General features: G+C 60.3%; 17 protein-coding genes. 11 read left to right on the top strand and 6 right to left on the bottom strand.

Annotated features, from left to right (window positions below):
• Positions 1-39: 39 nt before the first annotated feature.
• Positions 40-420: a ribonuclease P protein component gene (gene rnpA, locus DWU98_RS10250; protein WP_115495467.1), complete on the bottom strand. Its 381-nt coding sequence runs from the start codon at positions 418-420 to the stop codon at positions 40-42.
• An 8-nt stretch (positions 421-428) separates the two neighbouring features.
• Complete coding sequence (rpmH, locus tag DWU98_RS10245) at positions 429-563, bottom strand: 50S ribosomal protein L34 (protein ID WP_007510029.1); 135 nt, start codon at positions 561-563, stop codon at positions 429-431.
• 181 nt (positions 564-744) lie between these two features.
• On the opposite strand from rpmH, the gene dnaA reads away from it, so the two are divergent.
• The 9 genes from dnaA (at position 745) to DWU98_RS10200 (ending at position 11,233) form a co-directional block, all read left to right on the top strand.
• The gene (gene dnaA, locus DWU98_RS10240; protein WP_115495466.1) at positions 745-2,088 is read left to right on the top strand and encodes a chromosomal replication initiator protein DnaA; all 1,344 of its coding nucleotides are present in this window, start codon (positions 745-747) and stop codon (positions 2,086-2,088) included.
• A gap of 245 nt (positions 2,089-2,333) precedes the next feature.
• Positions 2,334-3,434, top strand: a complete 1,101-nt coding sequence (gene dnaN, locus DWU98_RS10235) for a DNA polymerase III subunit beta (RefSeq protein WP_115495465.1) — start codon at positions 2,334-2,336, stop codon at positions 3,432-3,434.
• Between the two features lie 88 nt (positions 3,435-3,522).
• Positions 3,523-4,602 carry a DNA replication/repair protein RecF gene (gene recF / locus DWU98_RS10230; protein ID WP_115495464.1) on the top strand — a complete coding sequence of 360 codons (1,080 nt, stop codon included), beginning with the start codon at positions 3,523-3,525 and terminating at the stop codon, positions 4,600-4,602.
• A gap of 75 nt (positions 4,603-4,677) precedes the next feature.
• Positions 4,678-7,092 (top strand): DNA topoisomerase (ATP-hydrolyzing) subunit B, encoded by a 2,415-nt coding sequence (gene gyrB, locus DWU98_RS10225; RefSeq protein WP_115495463.1) that lies wholly within the window; start codon positions 4,678-4,680, stop codon positions 7,090-7,092.
• 298 nt (positions 7,093-7,390) lie between these two features.
• Positions 7,391-8,689, top strand: coding sequence for a tetratricopeptide repeat protein (locus DWU98_RS10220; RefSeq protein WP_196239498.1), 1,299 nt, complete (start codon positions 7,391-7,393; stop codon positions 8,687-8,689).
• Positions 8,690-8,908: 219 nt separating this feature from the next.
• A complete protein-coding gene (locus tag DWU98_RS10215; RefSeq protein ID WP_115495462.1) occupies positions 8,909-9,568 on the top strand; it encodes an energy transducer TonB in 660 nt (219 codons plus the stop codon).
• 46 nt (positions 9,569-9,614) lie between these two features.
• On the top strand, positions 9,615-10,373 hold the full coding sequence (locus DWU98_RS10210) for a MotA/TolQ/ExbB proton channel family protein (RefSeq protein ID WP_115495461.1): 759 nt from the start codon (positions 9,615-9,617) through the stop codon (positions 10,371-10,373).
• A gap of 11 nt (positions 10,374-10,384) precedes the next feature.
• Positions 10,385-10,807: an ExbD/TolR family protein gene (locus DWU98_RS10205; RefSeq protein WP_115495460.1), complete on the top strand. Its 423-nt coding sequence runs from the start codon at positions 10,385-10,387 to the stop codon at positions 10,805-10,807.
• 6 nt (positions 10,808-10,813) lie between these two features.
• Positions 10,814-11,233, top strand: a complete 420-nt coding sequence (locus DWU98_RS10200; RefSeq protein ID WP_115495459.1) for an ExbD/TolR family protein — start codon at positions 10,814-10,816, stop codon at positions 11,231-11,233.
• Positions 11,234-11,353: 120 nt separating this feature from the next.
• On the opposite strand, the gene DWU98_RS10195 is transcribed toward DWU98_RS10200, so the two are convergent.
• The 4 genes from DWU98_RS10195 to DWU98_RS10180 all read right to left on the bottom strand — a co-directional run bounded on the left by DWU98_RS10195 (position 11,354) and on the right by DWU98_RS10180 (position 15,158).
• Positions 11,354-12,097, bottom strand: a complete 744-nt coding sequence (locus DWU98_RS10195; protein ID WP_115495458.1) for a pyridoxine 5'-phosphate synthase — start codon at positions 12,095-12,097, stop codon at positions 11,354-11,356.
• Between the two features lie 41 nt (positions 12,098-12,138).
• Positions 12,139-12,783, bottom strand: coding sequence for a 4'-phosphopantetheinyl transferase family protein (locus DWU98_RS10190; protein WP_115495612.1), 645 nt, complete (start codon positions 12,781-12,783; stop codon positions 12,139-12,141).
• A gap of 85 nt (positions 12,784-12,868) precedes the next feature.
• Complete coding sequence (gene acs / locus DWU98_RS10185; protein WP_115495457.1) at positions 12,869-14,809, bottom strand: acetate--CoA ligase; 1,941 nt, start codon at positions 14,807-14,809, stop codon at positions 12,869-12,871.
• A gap of 127 nt (positions 14,810-14,936) precedes the next feature.
• The gene (locus DWU98_RS10180) at positions 14,937-15,158 is read right to left on the bottom strand and encodes a hypothetical protein (protein ID WP_115495456.1); all 222 of its coding nucleotides are present in this window, start codon (positions 15,156-15,158) and stop codon (positions 14,937-14,939) included.
• A gap of 134 nt (positions 15,159-15,292) precedes the next feature.
• Here DWU98_RS10180 and DWU98_RS10175 point away from each other — a divergent pair, with 134 nt between their 5' ends.
• On the top strand, positions 15,293-17,485 hold the full coding sequence (locus DWU98_RS10175) for a hypothetical protein (RefSeq protein WP_147293285.1): 2,193 nt from the start codon (positions 15,293-15,295) through the stop codon (positions 17,483-17,485).
• Positions 17,486-17,526: 41 nt separating this feature from the next.
• A complete protein-coding gene (locus tag DWU98_RS10170) occupies positions 17,527-18,609 on the top strand; it encodes a PA0069 family radical SAM protein (protein WP_115495454.1) in 1,083 nt (360 codons plus the stop codon).
• Positions 18,610-18,646 lie beyond the last annotated feature (37 nt).

The raw sequence follows: 18,646 nt of genomic DNA, 5'->3' as shown, positions 1-18,646 counted from the left end.
CCCTGCCATGGCGGGCCAAGGTGGGCGGAAAGAGGGAGGTCAACACGCCATTGTGGAGGTGTCGCCTTCTCGCTTCAACGGCGGCAATTTGCGCCACAGCGCATCGAGTTCGGCCAGGAGGTCTGCGCCGGGCACCGAGCAGGCCTGTTCGCGCGCCATCACCATCAGGTCAATCGGGGGAAGTTTGGCGCCCGCGCGCCGGAACGATTCGCGTACCAGGCGCTTGATGCGGTTACGGTCCACGGCACGTTTGGAGACCCGCTTGGAAATGGCCAGGCCCAGACGGGCGTGCCCCACCTCGTTCTGGCGATAGCGCACAGAAAAACAGCGGCCGCCGAGGCGACCGCTGGCTTGACGCAAGATGGCAAAGTCACCGGCGCGACGAATCCGCGACTCGCGCGGCAGGCCGGCGGTGGCCATTGCGGGGCTTACGGGATCAGGCGCTTACGGCCCTTGGCGCGACGTGCGTTGAGCACCTTGCGACCATCGGCCGTGGCCATGCGAGCACGAAAGCCGTGCGTGCGGGCGCGCTTGAGCTTGCTGGGCTGGAAGGTCCGCTTCATGGCTTCCTCCTAAATAAGTGGGTGAAAAAGATCGCGGAGTATGCGGAGTCGGGGCGGGTTCTGTCAAATAGGGCCACGGCAGCAGGTTGTGGATATCCATGTGGATAGTTGCCCCGGGAGTGCTGCTAGACTTCCCGGTCCACCCCGCGCGCAAGCGCATCTGCTGTGGCTGAAAGTATTCATGAGTGATCTGTGGCGGCGCTGTCTGGAGCGTCTTGAAGGTGAATTGAGCGCCGAGGACCTGCACACGTGGCTGATGCCCCTGCAGGCGCGCGACGATGCCCACGGATTGCAGCTTTTCGCGCCCAATCCTTACACGTTGGACGTTGTTCGCGACCGTTACCTGCCGCAGATCGAGGCCGTGCTCACTTTGTTGACCGGTCATAGCATCCCGGTTCGGCTGGAGGTGGGTTCCAGTGCCGCGCCGCAGGTCAACGGGCGCCCGCCGCTGGGGACCAGGGCCGCCGCCGCGCCTGCAGTGGCCGAGGCGGCGCCGGTACATTTCACTCATAACCTGGACCCGCATTACACCTTCGAGACCTTTGTCGAAGGCAAGTCCAACCAGCTGGGCAAGGCCGCCGCGATGCAGGTGGCGCAGAACCCGGGCCGCGCTTACAACCCGCTGCTTTTGTACGGTGGCACCGGCTTGGGCAAAACGCATCTGATGCACGCCGCCGGCAACTTGATGCGCGAGCACAATCCCGGCTTCAAGGTGCTCTATCTGCGCTCGGAGCAGTTCGTCGGCTCGATGATCGAGGCCTTGCGTACCAAGAGCATGGATGAATTCAAGCGCCGCTTCCGTTCGGTGGATGCGCTGTTGATCGATGACATCCAGTTCTTTGCGGGCAAGGACACTACGCAGGAGGAGTTTTTCCATACCTTCAACGCGTTGTTCGAATCCAAGCAGCAGATCATTCTTACCTGCGATCGCTACCCCAAAGAGGTGGACAAGCTTGAGCCGCGCTTGAAATCGCGTCTTGGCTGGGGCCTGTCGGTGGCGATCGAGCCGCCGGATTTCGAAACGCGCGCCGCCATCTTGCTATCCAAAGCGCACGACAAAGCGGTGTTGGTGAGCGAAGAGGTGGCGATGTTGTTGGCCAAGCGTATCCGCTCCAACGTGCGCGATCTGGAAGGTGCGCTCAATACGCTGGCTGCACGCGCCAATTTTTACGGACGTCCGATTACCACGGATTTCGCGGAAGAAACATTGCGCGACCTGCTCGCCACGCACGCGCAAGCGGTAACCGTGCCGAACATTCAAAAGATCGTCGCGGACTATTTCAGCGTGCGCCTGCAGGATCTGCTTTCCAAACGTCGCGTGCGTTCACTCGCGCGGCCGCGACAGATAGCGATGGCGCTTTCCAAGGAACTGACCGAACACAGCCTGCCGGAGATCGGCGAGGCCTTCGGCGGTCGCGATCACACCACCGTGCTGCACGCTTGCCGGACCATCCGCAAATTGTGCGAATCGGACACGCGCATGCGGCAGGATTGGGAGCAATTGATTCGTTCCTTGACCGGTTGAGCGGCTTTGTTGAATAAGCGCTTGAAAACCGGGTCGGTATCCTGTGGATAATATGAGGACGCTTTGAGCCGCCAAAGTTATCCACTGACGTTACACAGGCCGCGAAGCGTTCAAGGCACAAGGGGATTTTTCCTAACCGCTTGTTATTAAAGGATAATTTGGTGTTTTCAAGTTATCCACCGGCCCTACTGCCACCACAACTCTTCTTTTAAAAACCAGAACTGCAGAATAGGGAAAGCACTGACATGCAATTCAGCATCCAACGAGAAGCGCTGCTTAAACCCTTGCAGCAAGTTGTGGGCGTCGTGGAACGTCGTCAGACGTTGCCGGTACTGGCCAATCTTCTGGTTAAAGTCAGCGGGGGAAAGCTTTCCTTCACTGGCACCGATCTGGAAGTGGAGATGATTGCCTCCACCGAGGCAGAGAAGCTGGTGGATGGCGAAACGACCATTCCTGCAAGGAAGCTTTTCGATATCGTCCGCGCGCTTCCCGATGGAGCGCGTATCGAACTGAAGCAGAACGGCGATCGCGTTGCCCTCAATGCGGGACGTAGCCGTTTCACGCTCGCCACATTGCCGGCCACCGAGTTTCCGACCATCGACGAAATCGAGTTGGTTGAGCGGGTGAGCCTGCCGGAAGAAGTGCTGCGCGATCTGATGGAACGTACGTCATTCGCGATGGCCAACCAGGACGTGCGCTATTACCTCAATGGCATGCTGCTGGACCTGCAGGAGCATGCATTACGCTGCGTGGCGACCGATGGCCATCGTCTGGCGTTGAAGGAAACGCATCTGGAAAGCAAGGTTTCGGCGAGAAGGCAGATCATCATTCCGCGTAAGGGCGTGAACGAGTTGGTCGGTTTGCTTGAGTCAGGCGATGGATCGGTGGACCTGGAGTTTGGTCGTAATCATCTTCGCGTCCGCCGCGGTGAAGTCGTGTTTACATCGAAGCTGATCGATGGTCGTTTTCCGGATTACGAAGCAGTTATTCCCCTTGGTGCGGATAAGAAAGCGACGTTGGATCGCGAAGTGCTGCGTGGCGCGTTGCAACGCGCCGCCATTCTTTCCAACGAAAAGTATCGCGGCGTGAAGCTGGAATTTTCCTCGGGCAAATTGCGCATCGTTGCGCATAACCCAGAGCAGGAAGAGGCGGTGGAAGAGGTCGAGGCCGAGACCGTGGTTTCCGATCTAACGGTGGGCTTTAATGTGGGCTACTTGCTCGATGCGCTTGGCGCACTGCGCGGTGAGAAGGCCCGACTGAGCCTCCGCGACGCGCAATCGAGCTGCCTGGTGCAGGAAGACGATAACGAGCAATCCAGGCATGTGATCATGCCGCTGCGGTTGTGACGTTTTGCTATCCGCTATCGGGCTGTGCTCCCCTTTATCGACGCCGAAGCCTCAAGCTTCGGCGTTGTTGTGTGGGCGAGCGTAACCCATGAGATTGCAGCGTCTTCATTTGCAGGGTTTGCGTTGCATCGGCGATCTGACACTGGATTTGGACCCTGGCTTCAATGTGCTAGTGGGCGCAAACGGGGCTGGCAAGACGTCGGTGCTGGAAGCGGCGTTTTTGCTTTCGCACGGTCGCTCGTTTCGGGCTGGCGCAAGGGATGTGTTGATCCAGCGCGGCGCCGCCGGCTTGAGTATTTTTTCAACCGTGGTGCACGACGACGGGACGGTTCACCGGCTGGGTTTGGGCCGCGAGGGAGCGCGCTGGGAAGCACGGCTGGATGGGGAGCACGTCGCGATCGGGGATTTGATCCGGGAATGCGCCGTCGTCTGCTTTGAGCCGGGTTCTCACGCGTTGATCGCTGGCGGGGCCGAAGAACGGCGCCGATTCCTCGATTGGGGTGTGTTCCACGTGGAACATGAGTTTCTGCCCACTTGGCGCCGCTATCAGCGTGCCCTCAAACAGAGGAACAGCCTGCTGCGCTCGGGTTCCACCTTGGATGACCGGTTGTTGAGCCCATGGGAAAGCGAGCTTGCCCGAGCGGGCGAGTTCATCGATCAATGGCGGCGGTCTTATCTCGATGCGCTGTTGCCATTCTTACGCAAGCAGGCGGCGCTGCTCCTGCCGGAGCTTGGCGCGGTCCAACTGCGCTACCGGCCTGGTTGGCCTGAGGACGAGCAGCTTGCCACGGTCCTGGTGGCTCAGCGTTCCCGAGATCAAAGTAGAGGCCACACGACGTCAGGCGTGCACCGGGCTGACTGGTCGCTTTCGTTCGAGCACGCGCCACAGCGTGAGCACCTTTCGAGGGGTCAGGAGAAGCTCGTAGCTTTGATCTGCGTGCTGGCCCAGGCTTGGTTGGACGCAGAGCGGCGAGGGGAGTGGCCTGTGGTTTGCCTCGACGACCTGGCTTCAGAGCTTGATCAGGCCCATCAGGCGGCGGTCGTACAGAGCTTGCAGGGCGCTTCGGCTCAGATCCTTATCTCCGGAACTGAGCCACCGGGCGTGCTGGGGTCGGTTTCGGTGAAAATGTTCCACGTGGAACAAGGTTATTTGGCGCCCCTGCTATAATTGCAAGGTTGTATCTAGCCCGGTCTCCATGGCGCCATACCGGGCGGATTACTGGCGTCGGAACATGGTTACTGCATGAACGCATCCTACGATTCGAACAGCATCAAAGTACTCAAAGGCTTGGAAGCGGTGCGCAAGCGCCCTGGCATGTACATCGGCGACACCGATGATGGCACCGGCCTCCACCACATGGTGTTCGAAGTCGTCGACAACTCCATCGATGAAGCCTTGGCTGGCTTTTGCGACCACGTCATCGTGACCATCCATGACGATGGCTCCGTGAGCGTGCAGGACAATGGGCGTGGCATCCCGGTCGATACGCATCCGGAAGAAGGGCGCTCGACGGCCGAGGTGGTGATGACGGTGCTTCACGCCGGCGGCAAATTCGACGCGAACTCGTACAAGGTTTCCGGTGGGTTGCATGGCGTGGGCGTGTCGGTGGTGAATGCACTCAGCGAGCACCTCTGGCTGACCATCTATCGCGACGGCCACGAATATCACCAGGAATACAGCCTGGGCGAGCCGCTTTATCCGGTGAAGCAAGTCGGTCCCTCAGAAAAGCGTGGCACCACCGTGCGCTTCGTGCCTAGCCCGCAGACCTTCTCCAATATCGAGTTCCACTACGAAATCCTGGCCAAACGCCTGCGCGAACTGGCGTTCCTCAACTCCGGCGTCACCATCGACCTTCGCGATGAGCGCGGGGAAGGGCGCCACGACACCTTCGCGTACGAGGGCGGCATCCGATCCTTCGTGCAACATCTCGCGCAGCTCAAGACCGCGTTGCACCCCAACGTGATCAGCCTCGAAGCACAGCAGGATGGCATTACGGTCGATTTGGCGATGCAGTGGACAGATTCCTACCAGGAGACGATGTTCTGCTTCACCAATAACATTCCGCAGCGTGACGGCGGCACCCACCTCACGGGCTTTCGCTCCGCGCTGACGCGCGCGATCCAGGCCTACATCGAGAAGGAAGGCCTCGCCAAGAACGCCAAGGTCACGCTGTCTGGCGACGATATGCGCGAGGGCATGATCGCGGTCCTGTCGGTAAAGGTTCCGGATCCGAAGTTCTCCTCCCAGACCAAGGACAAGCTGGTTTCGTCCGAGGTGAAAACCGTGGTGGAGCAGGTGGTTTACGAGAAGCTCGGCGAATTTCTGCTTGAGCATCCCAACGAAGCCAAGGCCATCGCCGTCAAGGTGGTGGATGCGGCACGCGCTCGCGAAGCCGCCCGCAAAGCGCGTGAAATGACACGCCGCAAAGGTGCGCTGGATATCGCTGGGCTTCCCGGCAAGCTCGCCGATTGCCAGGAAAAAGACCCCTCGTTGTGCGAACTGTTTCTGGTGGAGGGTGACTCCGCCGGCGGCTCGGCCAAGCAGGGCCGCAACCGCAAGACGCAGGCCGTATTGCCGTTAAAAGGCAAAATCCTCAATGTCGAAAAAGCACGCTTCGACAAAATGCTTTCCTCCGCCGAAGTCGGCACGCTGATCACCGCGCTGGGCACGGGCATTGGCAAAGAGGATTACAACCCGGACAAGCTGCGCTATCACCGCATCATCATCATGACCGACGCGGATGTGGACGGGTCGCATATCCGCACCCTGCTGCTGACGTTCTTCTACCGTCAGATGCCCGACCTGATCGAACGCGGCCACGTCTACATCGGCTTGCCGCCCTTGTACAAACTCAAACAGGGCAAGCAGGAGCTGTATCTGAAAGACGACGCGGCGCTCAATGCCTACCTGATTTCCAGCGCCGTCGATAACGCAGAACTCGCTTACATCCCGGATGCACCACCCATCAGTGGCGAAGCGCTGGAGAAATTGTTGCGCGATTACCAGACGGCACTGGATCAGATCGAGCGCCTTGGCCACCGTTTCGATGCCAATGTGCTTTCGGCCATGCTCGAGCACGCGGCGATTGAGCCCAAGCATTGGGACGATGCCGCAACCATGCGGAGCTGGCTCGATGGCTTGACGCGCAACCTCGCCTCCAGTGGCCTGGGCAAGCCGCGCTATCGCCTGTCGTTCCGCCCCGCACACGGGGAGCAACCCGCCGCGATCGAAGTGGTGCGTGAACAGCATGGCCTCAGCCACACATGGTTACTGCCGCAGCCCTTCTTCACGGGGTCGGAATTCCGTCCGATCCTGACCTTGAGCCAGCAACTGGCCGGACTCATCCATCCCGACGCCGTCGTGCGACGGGGCAACGCCTCACGCGGCGTGCTGCGTTTCGCCGACGTGCGCACCTGGTTGCTGGACGAGGCCAAGAAAGGTCGCTCCATCCAGCGTTTCAAAGGTCTGGGTGAAATGAATCCGGAGCAGTTGTGGGAGACCACCGTCAATCCGGAAACACGCCGCATGCTGCAGGTTGGCGTTGAAGACGCCATCGCCGCCGATCAGATGTTCTCGATGCTGATGGGCGAGGCGGTCGAGCCTCGTCGCGACTTCATCGAAGCCAATGCACTGAAGGTGGCCAACCTCGACATCTAATCTTCACCCTGCACTGCGCCTTAGCAGTGCAGGGTCATGCGCAGATTGTACTAACGCATTAATACAAAAGAACAGGCATACACACGTCCGTCACGGCATGGACCTGATGCTCGCGCCGAGCAATGAGGCAATTTTCTGCCCTAAATGCGCAGGCGTATGGCGATAATGTCATAACTGTTTGATTTGCAACAAACTTTAATGCGGCATTGCAGCTTGTTATCGGTAGCATTGTCAGGTTAATCTCAGTGATCCCCCGCACACTTCGTGCGTGAAATCGATCTCCCGTTTGAGGAACGTTATGAAACACGCTTCCCTGAAGATGCTGGCCGGCGCCGCGTTTGCGTTGATGTTGGCAAGCACTCCGGCGCTAGCAAGCGACAACTCGTCGAGCGATCAGCAAAAAACGGCCCCGCTCTATCCCAATGCGACCCGTCAAGCACCCAAGCTGGATCTGACCGACAAGAAGGAAGCGGATTCCCTCAACAAGGGTCTCGACGCTGCGCAGGCCAACAACAAGGATCTGGCGCAGCAATTGCTGCAGCCGCTCGCCGACAACAGCAAGAGCAAGTACGCCCAAGCGATGGCGTTGCAAGGTCTGGCTCGTGTGCACGCATTGAACAACGATCTGCCTGGTGCGATCGATCTGCTCAAGCGTTCGCTGGATAACGGCGTGATGCCCAACGATGCGTATTTCCAGCTTCAATACGAGCTGGCCAAGTTCTACCTCGCCAACCAGCAGTTCCAGCAATGCATCGATACCATCGAAAAATGGCGCGCCGACGGTAAGAGCGACAGCGCCGAATCGCATGCGGTGGAAGGCGAGGCGTACTACCACATGCAGAAATACCCTGAGTCCATCGATGCGATCAAACAGGCGCAGTCGATGACGAACAAACCTGATCCGCGGTGGACGCAGTTGCTCATCGTCGACTACAACGAGTCCGGTCAGAAAGACAAAGCCGCTGCACTGGCCAGCCAGCAAGTGAGCGCGGAGCCGACGGATGCGACCAGCTTCCACAACGCGCTGAGTCTGGACATCCAATTGCAGAAGTACGATGACGCCATCAAGCTGATGGAAGAAGGCAAGTCCAAAGGCCTACTCACGACAGAAAACGACTACGTCACGATGACGAAGTTGTACATGAATAAGGCGCAGGACCCGAGCACTTCCGATCCGGGTCCCGACTCGGACAAAGCCGTGCAGACGCTTGAAGAAGGCATGACCAAAGGTGTCGTCAAGCCGAGCGCGGACAACTACGTATTGCTTGGTGATGCGAACATGATTGGCGGCAACGGCGATGCGGCTGCTGCGGCGTACAAGAAGGCGATTCCGTTGGCCACCGATGGTGAGCCCGCCTACAAAGCAGGTCTCGCGCTCGTCACCCAAAACCAATTCAGCGCCGCCAAGCCGCTTCTGCAGCAAGCCATCAGCAAGGGCGTCAAGCATAAGGGCAGGGCCTACATGGCGCTGGCGCAGGCGAACGTTGGACTAAAGGACAAAGCCGCTGCGGCGCAGGCAGTGCTGGAAGCTGAGAAGGATCCAGAAACCGCTGCACAAGCCAAGAAATGGCTGAAAGACGCCAACATTGGTAGTTGATTCAAAGCTACGTGGCAGACTGTTTAGCTGGCCGGATGGACGTCCAAAGATTGTCATCTTCGGCCTACACAAAAGCTATACAAAAGCCATGCGCTGTTGTACCGTTGGACTTTTCCCGCGTTGTCCAGTGGCAAATGTCACCCTACTTTGGGAGCGGACTTTGCCGATGGATGCTGCGACCACGATTCCGATTGACTAGCTCCTGATTGAAAGCGACAGATGGCCTCAAGTAACCAAGATACCGGCGTCAAGCCGTTCAGTTGGGGGCGCACATGGGCGCTGGCGGTAGCCATTGCGCTACATGCATACGCGTTCCTGATACTGGTCGCGCCCGCGGCGCCGCCCAAAACGGCGGAAGTTCAGAAAGAAAAGATTGTGCAGGTGAACTTCATCGAGCCGCCACCGCCACCGCCTCCTCCACCGCCGCCGCCGCCGGAGCCGCCGAAGCAGCCGCCGCCGAAGATCATCCGACAGGTGATCCCGCCGCCGACGCCGCCGCCGCCCGCACCGCCGCCGGCCGTGGAAGAACAGTCGACCAATCCAGCACCGTCGCCGCCGCCAGCACCACCGGCACCACCGGCTCCGCCTGCGGATATCACGGCAAGCCAGGACATCAGCTACAACAGCCGCATGCAGCCCAAGTATCCGCCGCAGGCTATTCGCCAACGGCACGAAGGCACCGTAACGCTGTTGATTCTGGTGGCCGTGGATGGCACGCCGAAGGACATCAAGGTTGAACAGTCCAGTGGTTTCCGCGAGCTGGATCGCGCGGCGATTGAGGCGGCCCAGAAATGGCGCTTCAATGCTGAAATGAAAAACGGTAAAAAGGTTGAAGGTTACGTACGCGTACCCGTCAACTTCAATCTCAATCAGCTGTAATACCTATTACAGTTAAGTTCTCGCCTGACTTCCAAGGGTAGCGTTTATGTTCCAACAGACTCCTCCGGCTCTAGGTGGCAATGCCAACGCCCAAGCCATGCAGCAAATGGGCTTCGGTGACCTCATCCACAACTTCGATCCGCTTGGTTGGATCGTCTTCATTGTGCTTGTGGTGATGTCGTTCTCCTCGTGGTACTTCATCATCGCCAACGCAATCCGTAATGCGATGGTCCGCGGTCGCGCCGACAGCGTGATCAACGGGTTCTGGTCGAACAACTCGACCCAGGACGCGATCCGTGAGCTGGAAGCCCAGCCCAAGGGCGAACCCTTCTCGAAGATCGCGCTCGATGCGGCTTCTGCAGTGGCTCACCATCAGCAGGCTTCGGCCGCCGGTGGCCGTCTTGCCGAATCGCTCAGCCGTTCGGAATTCATCGACCGCGCTCTGCGCCAGGCCGTTGCTCGCGAGAGCCTGCGTCTGGAAGGCGGCATGACCCTGCTGGCCACGGTCGGTTCTTCCGCACCGTTCATCGGTCTGCTCGGTACGGTGTGGGGCATTTATCACGCCCTGATCCGCATCGCGGCTTCCGGTAATGCTTCGATGGAAGCGGTGGCCGGCCCGGTGGGTGAAGCGCTGATCATGACCGCGTTCGGTCTGTTCACCGCTATCCCGGCGGTGCTTGCCTACAACTTCTTTACCCGCTCCAACCGCCTCACGTATGCCCGCTTCGACGAATTCGCGCATGACCTGCACGACTTCTTCGCTACCGGTGCACGCGTCGAAGGTGTCGCTCAAGTTCAGAAGTGAGGTATTGACCCATGGCGATGAGCTCCGGAAACGAGTCCGGCTCGCCGATGTCGGAAATCAACGTCACGCCGCTCGTCGACGTGATGCTGGTACTGCTGATCATCTTCATGATCACAGCACCGCTGATGTCGCACCGGATCACGGTGAAGTTGCCGACGGCTAATCCGCATCAAACGGATACCCCGCCGTTGACCGAGCCGGTGGACCTGGCCGTCAAGGATGATGGCAGCATGTATATCAACGACAGCTCCAATCCGATTACGGAAGTCGAGCTGAAATCGGTGTTCCTGACTTTGGCGCAGAAGTCGCCACAGCCTGAGCTGCAGATTCGTGCAGCGAAGGACACCGAGTTCAAGGTCGTCCGCAAAATCCTTGCTGATGCCAAGGATTCCGGAATGGTCCATGTCGGCTTTATGACGACCGGCAAGGAGTGATGTGCCATGGCATTTAGTACTGGAAGTGGCAAAGGCCCCATGGCGGATATCAACGTCACGCCGCTGGTCGACGTGATGTTGGTGTTGTTGATCATCTTCATGATTACGGCACCGATCTTGACCCATAAGATCAAGATCGATCTGCCGCAGCCGAATCCGAACATCATTCCGCCGAGCAACCCGCCGGAACCGATTCACCTGAAGATCGACCAGACGGGCGCGTTCTACTGGAACGACACCCCGGTGGACGAGGCGCAGTTGAAAACGCAGATCGCGGTCATTGCGACCAAGAGCGAGGCGGACCAGCCGGAAGTGCAGATCGACGCGGCCGACCAGGTGTCTTATCAGGTCGTCGCGCGCGTGCTGGCTGATGCGAAGAGCTACGGCTTGAACAAGATCGGCTTCACCGATAGCAACGGACAGTAACAGCGGCGGTTGAATCGGAACAGTTCAATCGCGCAGCCAAGCGTTACCCACAGAACCCCCGCGCATGCGGGGGTTTCTGTTTCTGCGCATCTCGGTTTAGACGTCTAGACGGCTGCCACGTCAGCGCAAAATCTGAAGATAATTGCGCACGGTAGTCGCAAGGCCTTCGTAAAGCGCCTCACCGATCAATGCATGCCCGATGGAGACTTCGGCAAGACCAGGAATCGCCGCACGCAGCGTGCCGAGATTGGCCTGACTCAGATCATGCCCCGCGTTCACGGCCAAGCCAGCCTGTTGAGCGCGTCGCGCAGTATCGGCACAGAGCGCCAGCTGCTCTTTCGCGTCACCTTCGGCAAAGGCATGCGCGTAAGGACCGGTATAAATCTCGATACGTTCCGCACCCATGGCCACGCCGTGCTCGAAACCCTTGGCGCCCGGATCGACAAACAGGCTTACGCGGCAACCTAACTCGCGCAGTTCGTCGATGATCGGTCGCAGACGCGCCGCATCGCGCTCCAGGTCGAAACCGTGATCGGAGGTGATCTGCCCATCGCTGTCCGGCACCAGCGTCACTTGCGTGGGGCGCACTTCGCGAGCGAGTGCGATCAGCCCTGGATAGGCACCGCGCGGCGCTGCAAAAGGATTGCCTTCAATGTTGTATTCCACGCGTCCGCGCAGCAGGGTGGCCAACGTGCGCACGTCATCGGGTCGCACATGCCGCAGATCCGGACGCGGGTGCACGGTAATGCCGCCGCAGCCGGTTTCGATGCAGGTGATTGCGGCACGGGTGATTTCGGGTTCGTCGCCACCGCGCGAATTGCGCAGCACGGCGATCTTGTTGAGATTGACGCTGAGCAGGGTCATGGATGACAGAAACACATCATGGGCCGGACACAGTGCTCCGTTCAGGTGCTGTCGGCAAGTGTCCACGCAGCCACGCTCAATGCCGGCCCGCGCCACGCCACGCTGGCGAGGTGATCGGCGTCGAGTGATAGCGCATGAAGCTGCCACTGCGTAGCGTCATCGCCATCCAGCCACAGCACGCGCGGCGCGGCCGGAGCCACAGCCAGACACAATCGATCCAGGCCAAAGGCAATGCCGCGACCCATCGCTTTAAGCACGGCCTCTTTGCCTGTCCAAAGTTGAAGAAAGGCCTGGTCACGACGCGACGGTTCCAGGGCCGCCAGTGCTGCGGTTTCGTGGGAGTGAAAGAAACGCTCGGCCACGTGCATGGCGCGGGGACGAGCCCGAACGCGCTCGATGTCGACACCTGGAGCGAGGCGACGCGCGATGGTGACAAGCGCAGCGTCACCACTGTGCGACCAATTGAATTGAAGCTGCCCGCGCCACGGCGTCGCCAGTTCAGGCCGCCCGTGTTCGTTCTCGACAAAGATGATGGATTCCGCTGGCGCACCCAGATACAGGGCCAGCAATGCGCGCAACGGCCCTCTGCGCTGCACGCGCTCATAACGAAGCCGCCATACGTGGATGGTGGCTTCGCTTAGCCCGGCGGCAATCCCGGCGACATCCTGGCACTCGATCGTTTGCATGCGCGCATGCTGCCGGATCGTCATTGCGGGAGACAAGCGCACGATGCAGCCCGTCAACGCCAAGCAGCGACGGTCAGCTTGGAACTCAGCGAATCAGACGCTCGTCCACCAGGTTCTTCACAACGGCCGGATCGGCCAAGGTGGAGATGTCGCCCAACTGATCGGGCTGGTTCTCGCCGATCTTGCGCAGAATGCGCCGCATGATCTTGCCCGACCGCGTCTTGGGCAGCCCGGGCGCCCACTGGATGTAATCGGGTGTGGCGATCGGGCCGATCTCCTTGCGCACCCAGGCAACCAGCTCCTTGCGCAAGTCATCGCTGCCCTGCTCGCCAGCTACCAGGGTGACATAAGCGTAGATACCCTGACCCTTGATCTCATGCGGGCAACCTACCACTGCCGCCTCGGCCACCTTCGGATGCGCCACCAGCGCACTCTCCACTTCGGCCGTGCCGATGCGATGACCTGATACATTGATCACATCATCGACGCGACCGGTAATCCAGTAATAACCGTCTTCATCGCGACGCACGCCATCGCCCGTGAAGTAGTTGCCGGGATACGCCTTGAAATACGTATCGATGAAACGCTCATGATCGCCGTACACCGTGCGCATCTGGCCCGGCCAGGAATCGGTGATCAACAGATTGCCTTCCGCTGCGCCTTCCAGCACAGCACCCGCCGCATCCACCACCGCCGGCTTGATGCCGAAGAACGGCAGCGTGGCCGAGCCAGGCTTGGTGTCGATCGCACCGGCCAGCGGCGTGATCATGATGCCGCCGGTTTCGGTCTGCCACCACGTATCCACAATCGGGCAACGTTCGTTGCCGACCACGCGGTGATACCACTCCCATGCTTCAGGGTTGATCGGTTCGCCCACCGAGCCAAGCAAACGCAAGCTCGCGCGCGACCACTTCTTCACCGGTGCCTCGCCTTCGCGCATGAGTGCGCGGATCGCCGTGGGCGCGGTATAGAACAACGACACGTTGTGCTTGTCCACCACCTGCCAGAAACGGCCGAAATCCGGGTAATTGGGCACACCGTCGAACATCACCGTGGTCGCGCCGTTGGCAAGCGGGCCGTACACCACGTAGCTGTGTCCGGTGACCCAACCCACGTCAGCGGTGCACCAGTAGATGTCGTCCTCGCGCAGGTCAAACACCAGCTCATGCGTAAAACTCGCGTACACCAGATAACCGCCGGAGGTATGCAGCACGCCCTTGGGCTTGCCGGTTGACCCGGAGGTATAAAGGATGAACAGCGGATGCTCCGCTTCCACCGGTTCAGCCGGACAGTCGGCCGACTGGCCGTCCATCAATACGTGGTAATAACGGTCGCGTGGCGACTGCATCGGCACCGCCGCACCCGTGCGCTTCACCACGATCACGGTTTCAACGCTGTTCGTGCCCGGGCGCTCCAGCGCCGCATCGACATTCGCCTTGAGCGGAATCTTCTTGCCGCCGCGCACGCCTTCATCCGCCGTCACCACCAGCTTGGCGGCGGAGTCAGCAATGCGACCGGCCAGCGAGTCAGGCGAAAAGCCGCCGAAGACCACCGAATGAATCGCACCGATGCGCGCGCACGCCAACATCGCGACCGCCGCTTCGGGAATCATTGGCATATAGATCGCGACACGGTCACCCTTGGTAACGCCCAGATGCTTGAGCGTATTGGCGAACTTGCACACCTCGGCGTGTAGCTCCCGATAGCTGATGTGCCGTGACTCGGACGGGTCATCGCCTTCGAAAATAATGGCCGTCTTGTCACCGCGCGAGGCCAGGTGCCGATCCAGGCAATTGGCGGACACGTTGAGCTGGCCGTCGTCATACCAGCGGATATGCAGGTCCTTCGGATCGAAGGAGACATCGCGGACCCGCGTGGGCTTCCTGGCCCAATCCAGCCGTTCGCCGATGCGACCCCAGAAGCCTTCGGGATCCTTCACCGATTCGGCATAAAGGCGCTCGTAGTCCGCTTTGCGAAGGAGCGCCTTGGCGGCGAAAGCGGGATCGACCGGATAGACCTTTGACATGATTGACTCCTGCTCGCCGGCCCACCGGGAGCGCATGCAGTGGATGACCGTTTGACGCCATCGCAGCGCGTCGAGCGCCCGAGTGTAGCGTTCAGGCGGCTAAACCGCCAAAGGTGCAGTGCAGCAATCATGGCCGCGGCGCCGGGTCATGATCCGCACGACGTTCGAATGGCTCAAGCATGATTTCCGGTTGCGCATGGGCGTCGATGCGCGCCTGCACAAACGCCAGTACCGTGCCCATCGCGCCTACGATGCCTGCAAACAGCCAGATCGCCATCGCGCCGGCCCCCTGGCGCGTGAAGCACAGTACCCATGACAGCAGCGTTGCCACCAGCAATACCCAGCGCATGCTTGCGCCCTCGCCCTATCGTGAGGAAAAAGGATCATAACGCCCTGCTCGTCGCCAGGGTGAGACGACGTCCACCGGCCCGACACACGCCATATTCGTACTATGCACAGCATCATGCTGGGTCCAGGGACGCGATGGTTGAGCAACACCCTTCCTCTTCTGTGCGCCAACGGGTGCAACGCATCCTGTGGAACGTGATCGACTGGGTGGTGATCGTCCTCGATCACTGCAAGCCGATTCGCGTTTGCCTGCTGGTGCTGACCCTTGCCACGCTGGTGATCGCCAACGTGAACCAGGCGACAGAGTTGTTCCTGATCGCGATGTGGGCCGATCCCAGCAGCACTCGCTATGTCTTCCTGCTGGCCACCAGCGCGCTGGCAGGCCTCGCCATCTGGTACACCACGCACAACGCCTATCGGCTGACCTACCCGCGCTGGCCCGCCCTGGAAGACCCGCGCGCAGCTGGGCTGCGGCACTGGATACCGCGGATACTGGGCATCCTCGTGCCCCTGCTCGTGGTGTTCGGGTACCTCATGGCACTGCGCGGCATGCCGCACGCCGTCTGCAGCACGCAGGCCCAATGCGATCGACGCGACGTGCGCGCTGCGGGGTTGCTGCTTGTGGCAGCCGCGATGATCGTGTTCTTCATCGGGCGAGAGCGATGGTTGCGCGCCGTCGCCGCGCGCGCGGAGAGGGCCATCACACCGCGCGTGACGTCGATCACCAGCTTGGGCACGGTGCCGCTGAGCGTGTTCCTCGCCGTATTGATGCTCAATGTGCTCATCACCGTGCTGGTGGCGGTTCAACCCCGTCAGTTCGATGGTATGGGGTCGTTGGCAGTACTGCTGATAAGCGGAAGCTTCTTCTGCATGAGCGGTGGCTTTCTGTGCATGCTCGCAGACCGGCGCGGGATACCTCTGCTGACCCTCATGGTGCTCCTAGCGGTGGCCTTGCACGCACTGCATTTAAACGACAACCATCGCGTACGGCAGTACCCATCGATGAGCACGCATCAGCGTCCCAAGCCGCCACCGGCAGACTATCGTCCCGATTTCGACGCGTATGCCCAAGCGTGGCTACAGAGCCGTTGTAACCGGCAACGTATGTGTCCGGTGATCGTCGTTTCCACCGAAGGCGGCGGCCTGCGCAGCGCAGCGTGGACAGCCATGGTGCTGAGCCGATTCACAGCGCTGATCGATCAAACGCTACCACCCACCGATGGCGAACCCATGTTCGAGCGCTACCTGTTTGGCGCCAGCGGCGTATCCGGTGGCAGCCTCGGCCTGGCGACGTATGTAACTTCCTTGCAGGTCGCGCCGCATACCGGGCTTTCGGCGCAAACGCGCAGCGAACGCATCCTCGATCACGATTTTCTTGCACCGGTGATGGCCAATGCATGGTTCATCGACTTCACGCAGCGCTGGTTGCCCGGGGCACTCCTCGACGATCGCGGTCGCGCACTCACGCGTGCGTGGGAACAAGCCGCGCAAGCACAAGGGGTGGACGCATTCGCGCAACCCTTCGCCGCGCTCTACGAAAGCAACAGCAACCATGCAAGCACTCGCGTGCCGGCGCTATTTTTCAACAGCACGACGGTGGGACAAGGCTGGCGCTTCATCCAGCATCCCTTCCGTCCGTTCGCCGATAATCCGTGGACCACGGCGTACGATGGATCACGCTGGCTCGACCCACGTGTGCCGCTGAGTGAAGTGGTGCTCAACAGCGCGCGCTTCACCTACCTGAGCCCGGCGGGCACGTTACAAACAGCAGATACTGATGCCTCGCTTTCGCCGTCGACACTGCAATTGGTGGATGGCGGCTACTTCGAGAACTCCGGTACCACCACACTGCGCGAACTGATGCATCGCGTGCACGCAATCGCGACATCGCAAGGCCAGCCCTTGCGTTTCATCGTGCTGCATATCAGCAACGATCCCAGCCTGCGCGATTTCGTTGATGCGCATGATCCCGCGCACCCGCTGCCGTTCTACTCAGCTGCCTGTCCGCGTGCGCGCAGTCCCACCGAGCTACACAGTTATGGCGAAGCGACCGCGCCGGTGGTTGCGCTGCTCGACACGCGCGATGCGCGCGGCGAACTCGCGCGTTCCCAATTGCTGGCGTCGCTACATGTCAACGTGGCCAACCCCGAGCGCGGCGATGTGCTATGGCACATGCGTCTGTGTGCCGGGAACTATCCATTACCGCTGGGCTGGAGCATCTCGCCACCGGTCTTCGAAGAAATGCACCGCCAACTCGAACAGAACTATCCCATGGCGAGCATGGGCGCCTGGCTCGCGCAACAACTCAAAGACGCATCACAACCGTGAGTGTCGCGCCGGATGAGATGCCTATAGCGCATCATCGACCGATGGCTGATCTTCCTCACGCATTCAAAGGCCGCGGCGCGGCGTCCAATCCGGAAGGGCGTTTCGAGAGCATCCGTCATCACGCCGAAGACGACGGCTGGCAACAGGACGTGCTGGACGAAGCGCAACCACGTCCGCGCACGGAAGTGACCGAAGAAATCGCGCGCAGTGTGATCACGCGCAACGATTCGCCCGATATCGCCTTCTCGCTGGCCATGAACCCCTATCGCGGGTGCGAACACGGATGCATCTATTGCTTTGCGCGCCCCAGCCACAGCTACTTGAATCTGTCGCCGGGGCTCGATTTCGAAACCAAGTTGCGTGCCAAGAGCAATCTGCCGGACGTGCTGCGTGCGGAATTGGCCAAGCCAGGTTATATCGTCAGCCCGATCAACATTGGCAGCAACACGGATCCTTATCAGCCGATCGAGAAAAAGTGGCGCATCACGCGCGCCGCACTGGAAGTGCTGGCCCAATGCCATCACCCGTGCACCATCGTTACCAAGAATGCCTTGGTCGAACGCGATCTGGACATCCTCGTACCCATGGCGCGCGAACAGCTTGTACAGGTATTCGTCTCCGTCAACTCGCTCGACAATCATCTGGCGGCGAAGCTCGAACCGCGCGCGACAGCGCCCCATCGGCGATTAAAAGCGATTCACACGCTGGCAGACGCCGGTGTGCCCGTAGGCGTATTGGTGGCGCCCATCATTCCAGCATTGAACGATAGCGACATGGAAGCCGTGCTCGAGCAGGCCGCCGATGCGGGTGCGAGCTGCGCCGGCTACACCGTGCTGCGTCTGCCTTACGAACTGAAGGCATTGTTTCGCGAATGGCTGGCGCTGCATGCGCCGCAGCGCGCGGAGCATGTGATGAGCCTGGTGCAACAGATCAATGGCGGCAAGGATTACGACAGCAACTTCGCCACACGCATGCGCGGCCACGGGGTTTTTGCACAATTGCTGCAGCGTCGTTTTGAGATTGCCTGCCGGCGGCATCACTTCGGCCGTGCGCGCGAATTGCAATTGAATACGTCACGCTTCGTGCCGCCACGCGCGGTCTCGCCGCAGGGCGAACTGTTTTGAGCGTGCACCCTCTCCTTTTGGAGAGGGTGCACATCGT

The organism is Dyella monticola (assembly GCF_003363155.1).
Classification (GTDB): Bacteria; Pseudomonadota; Gammaproteobacteria; order Xanthomonadales; family Rhodanobacteraceae; genus Dyella_B; species Dyella_B monticola.
Note: the sequence above shows the minus strand (reverse complement) of the source record. Positions and strands in the feature narration are given on the sequence as shown.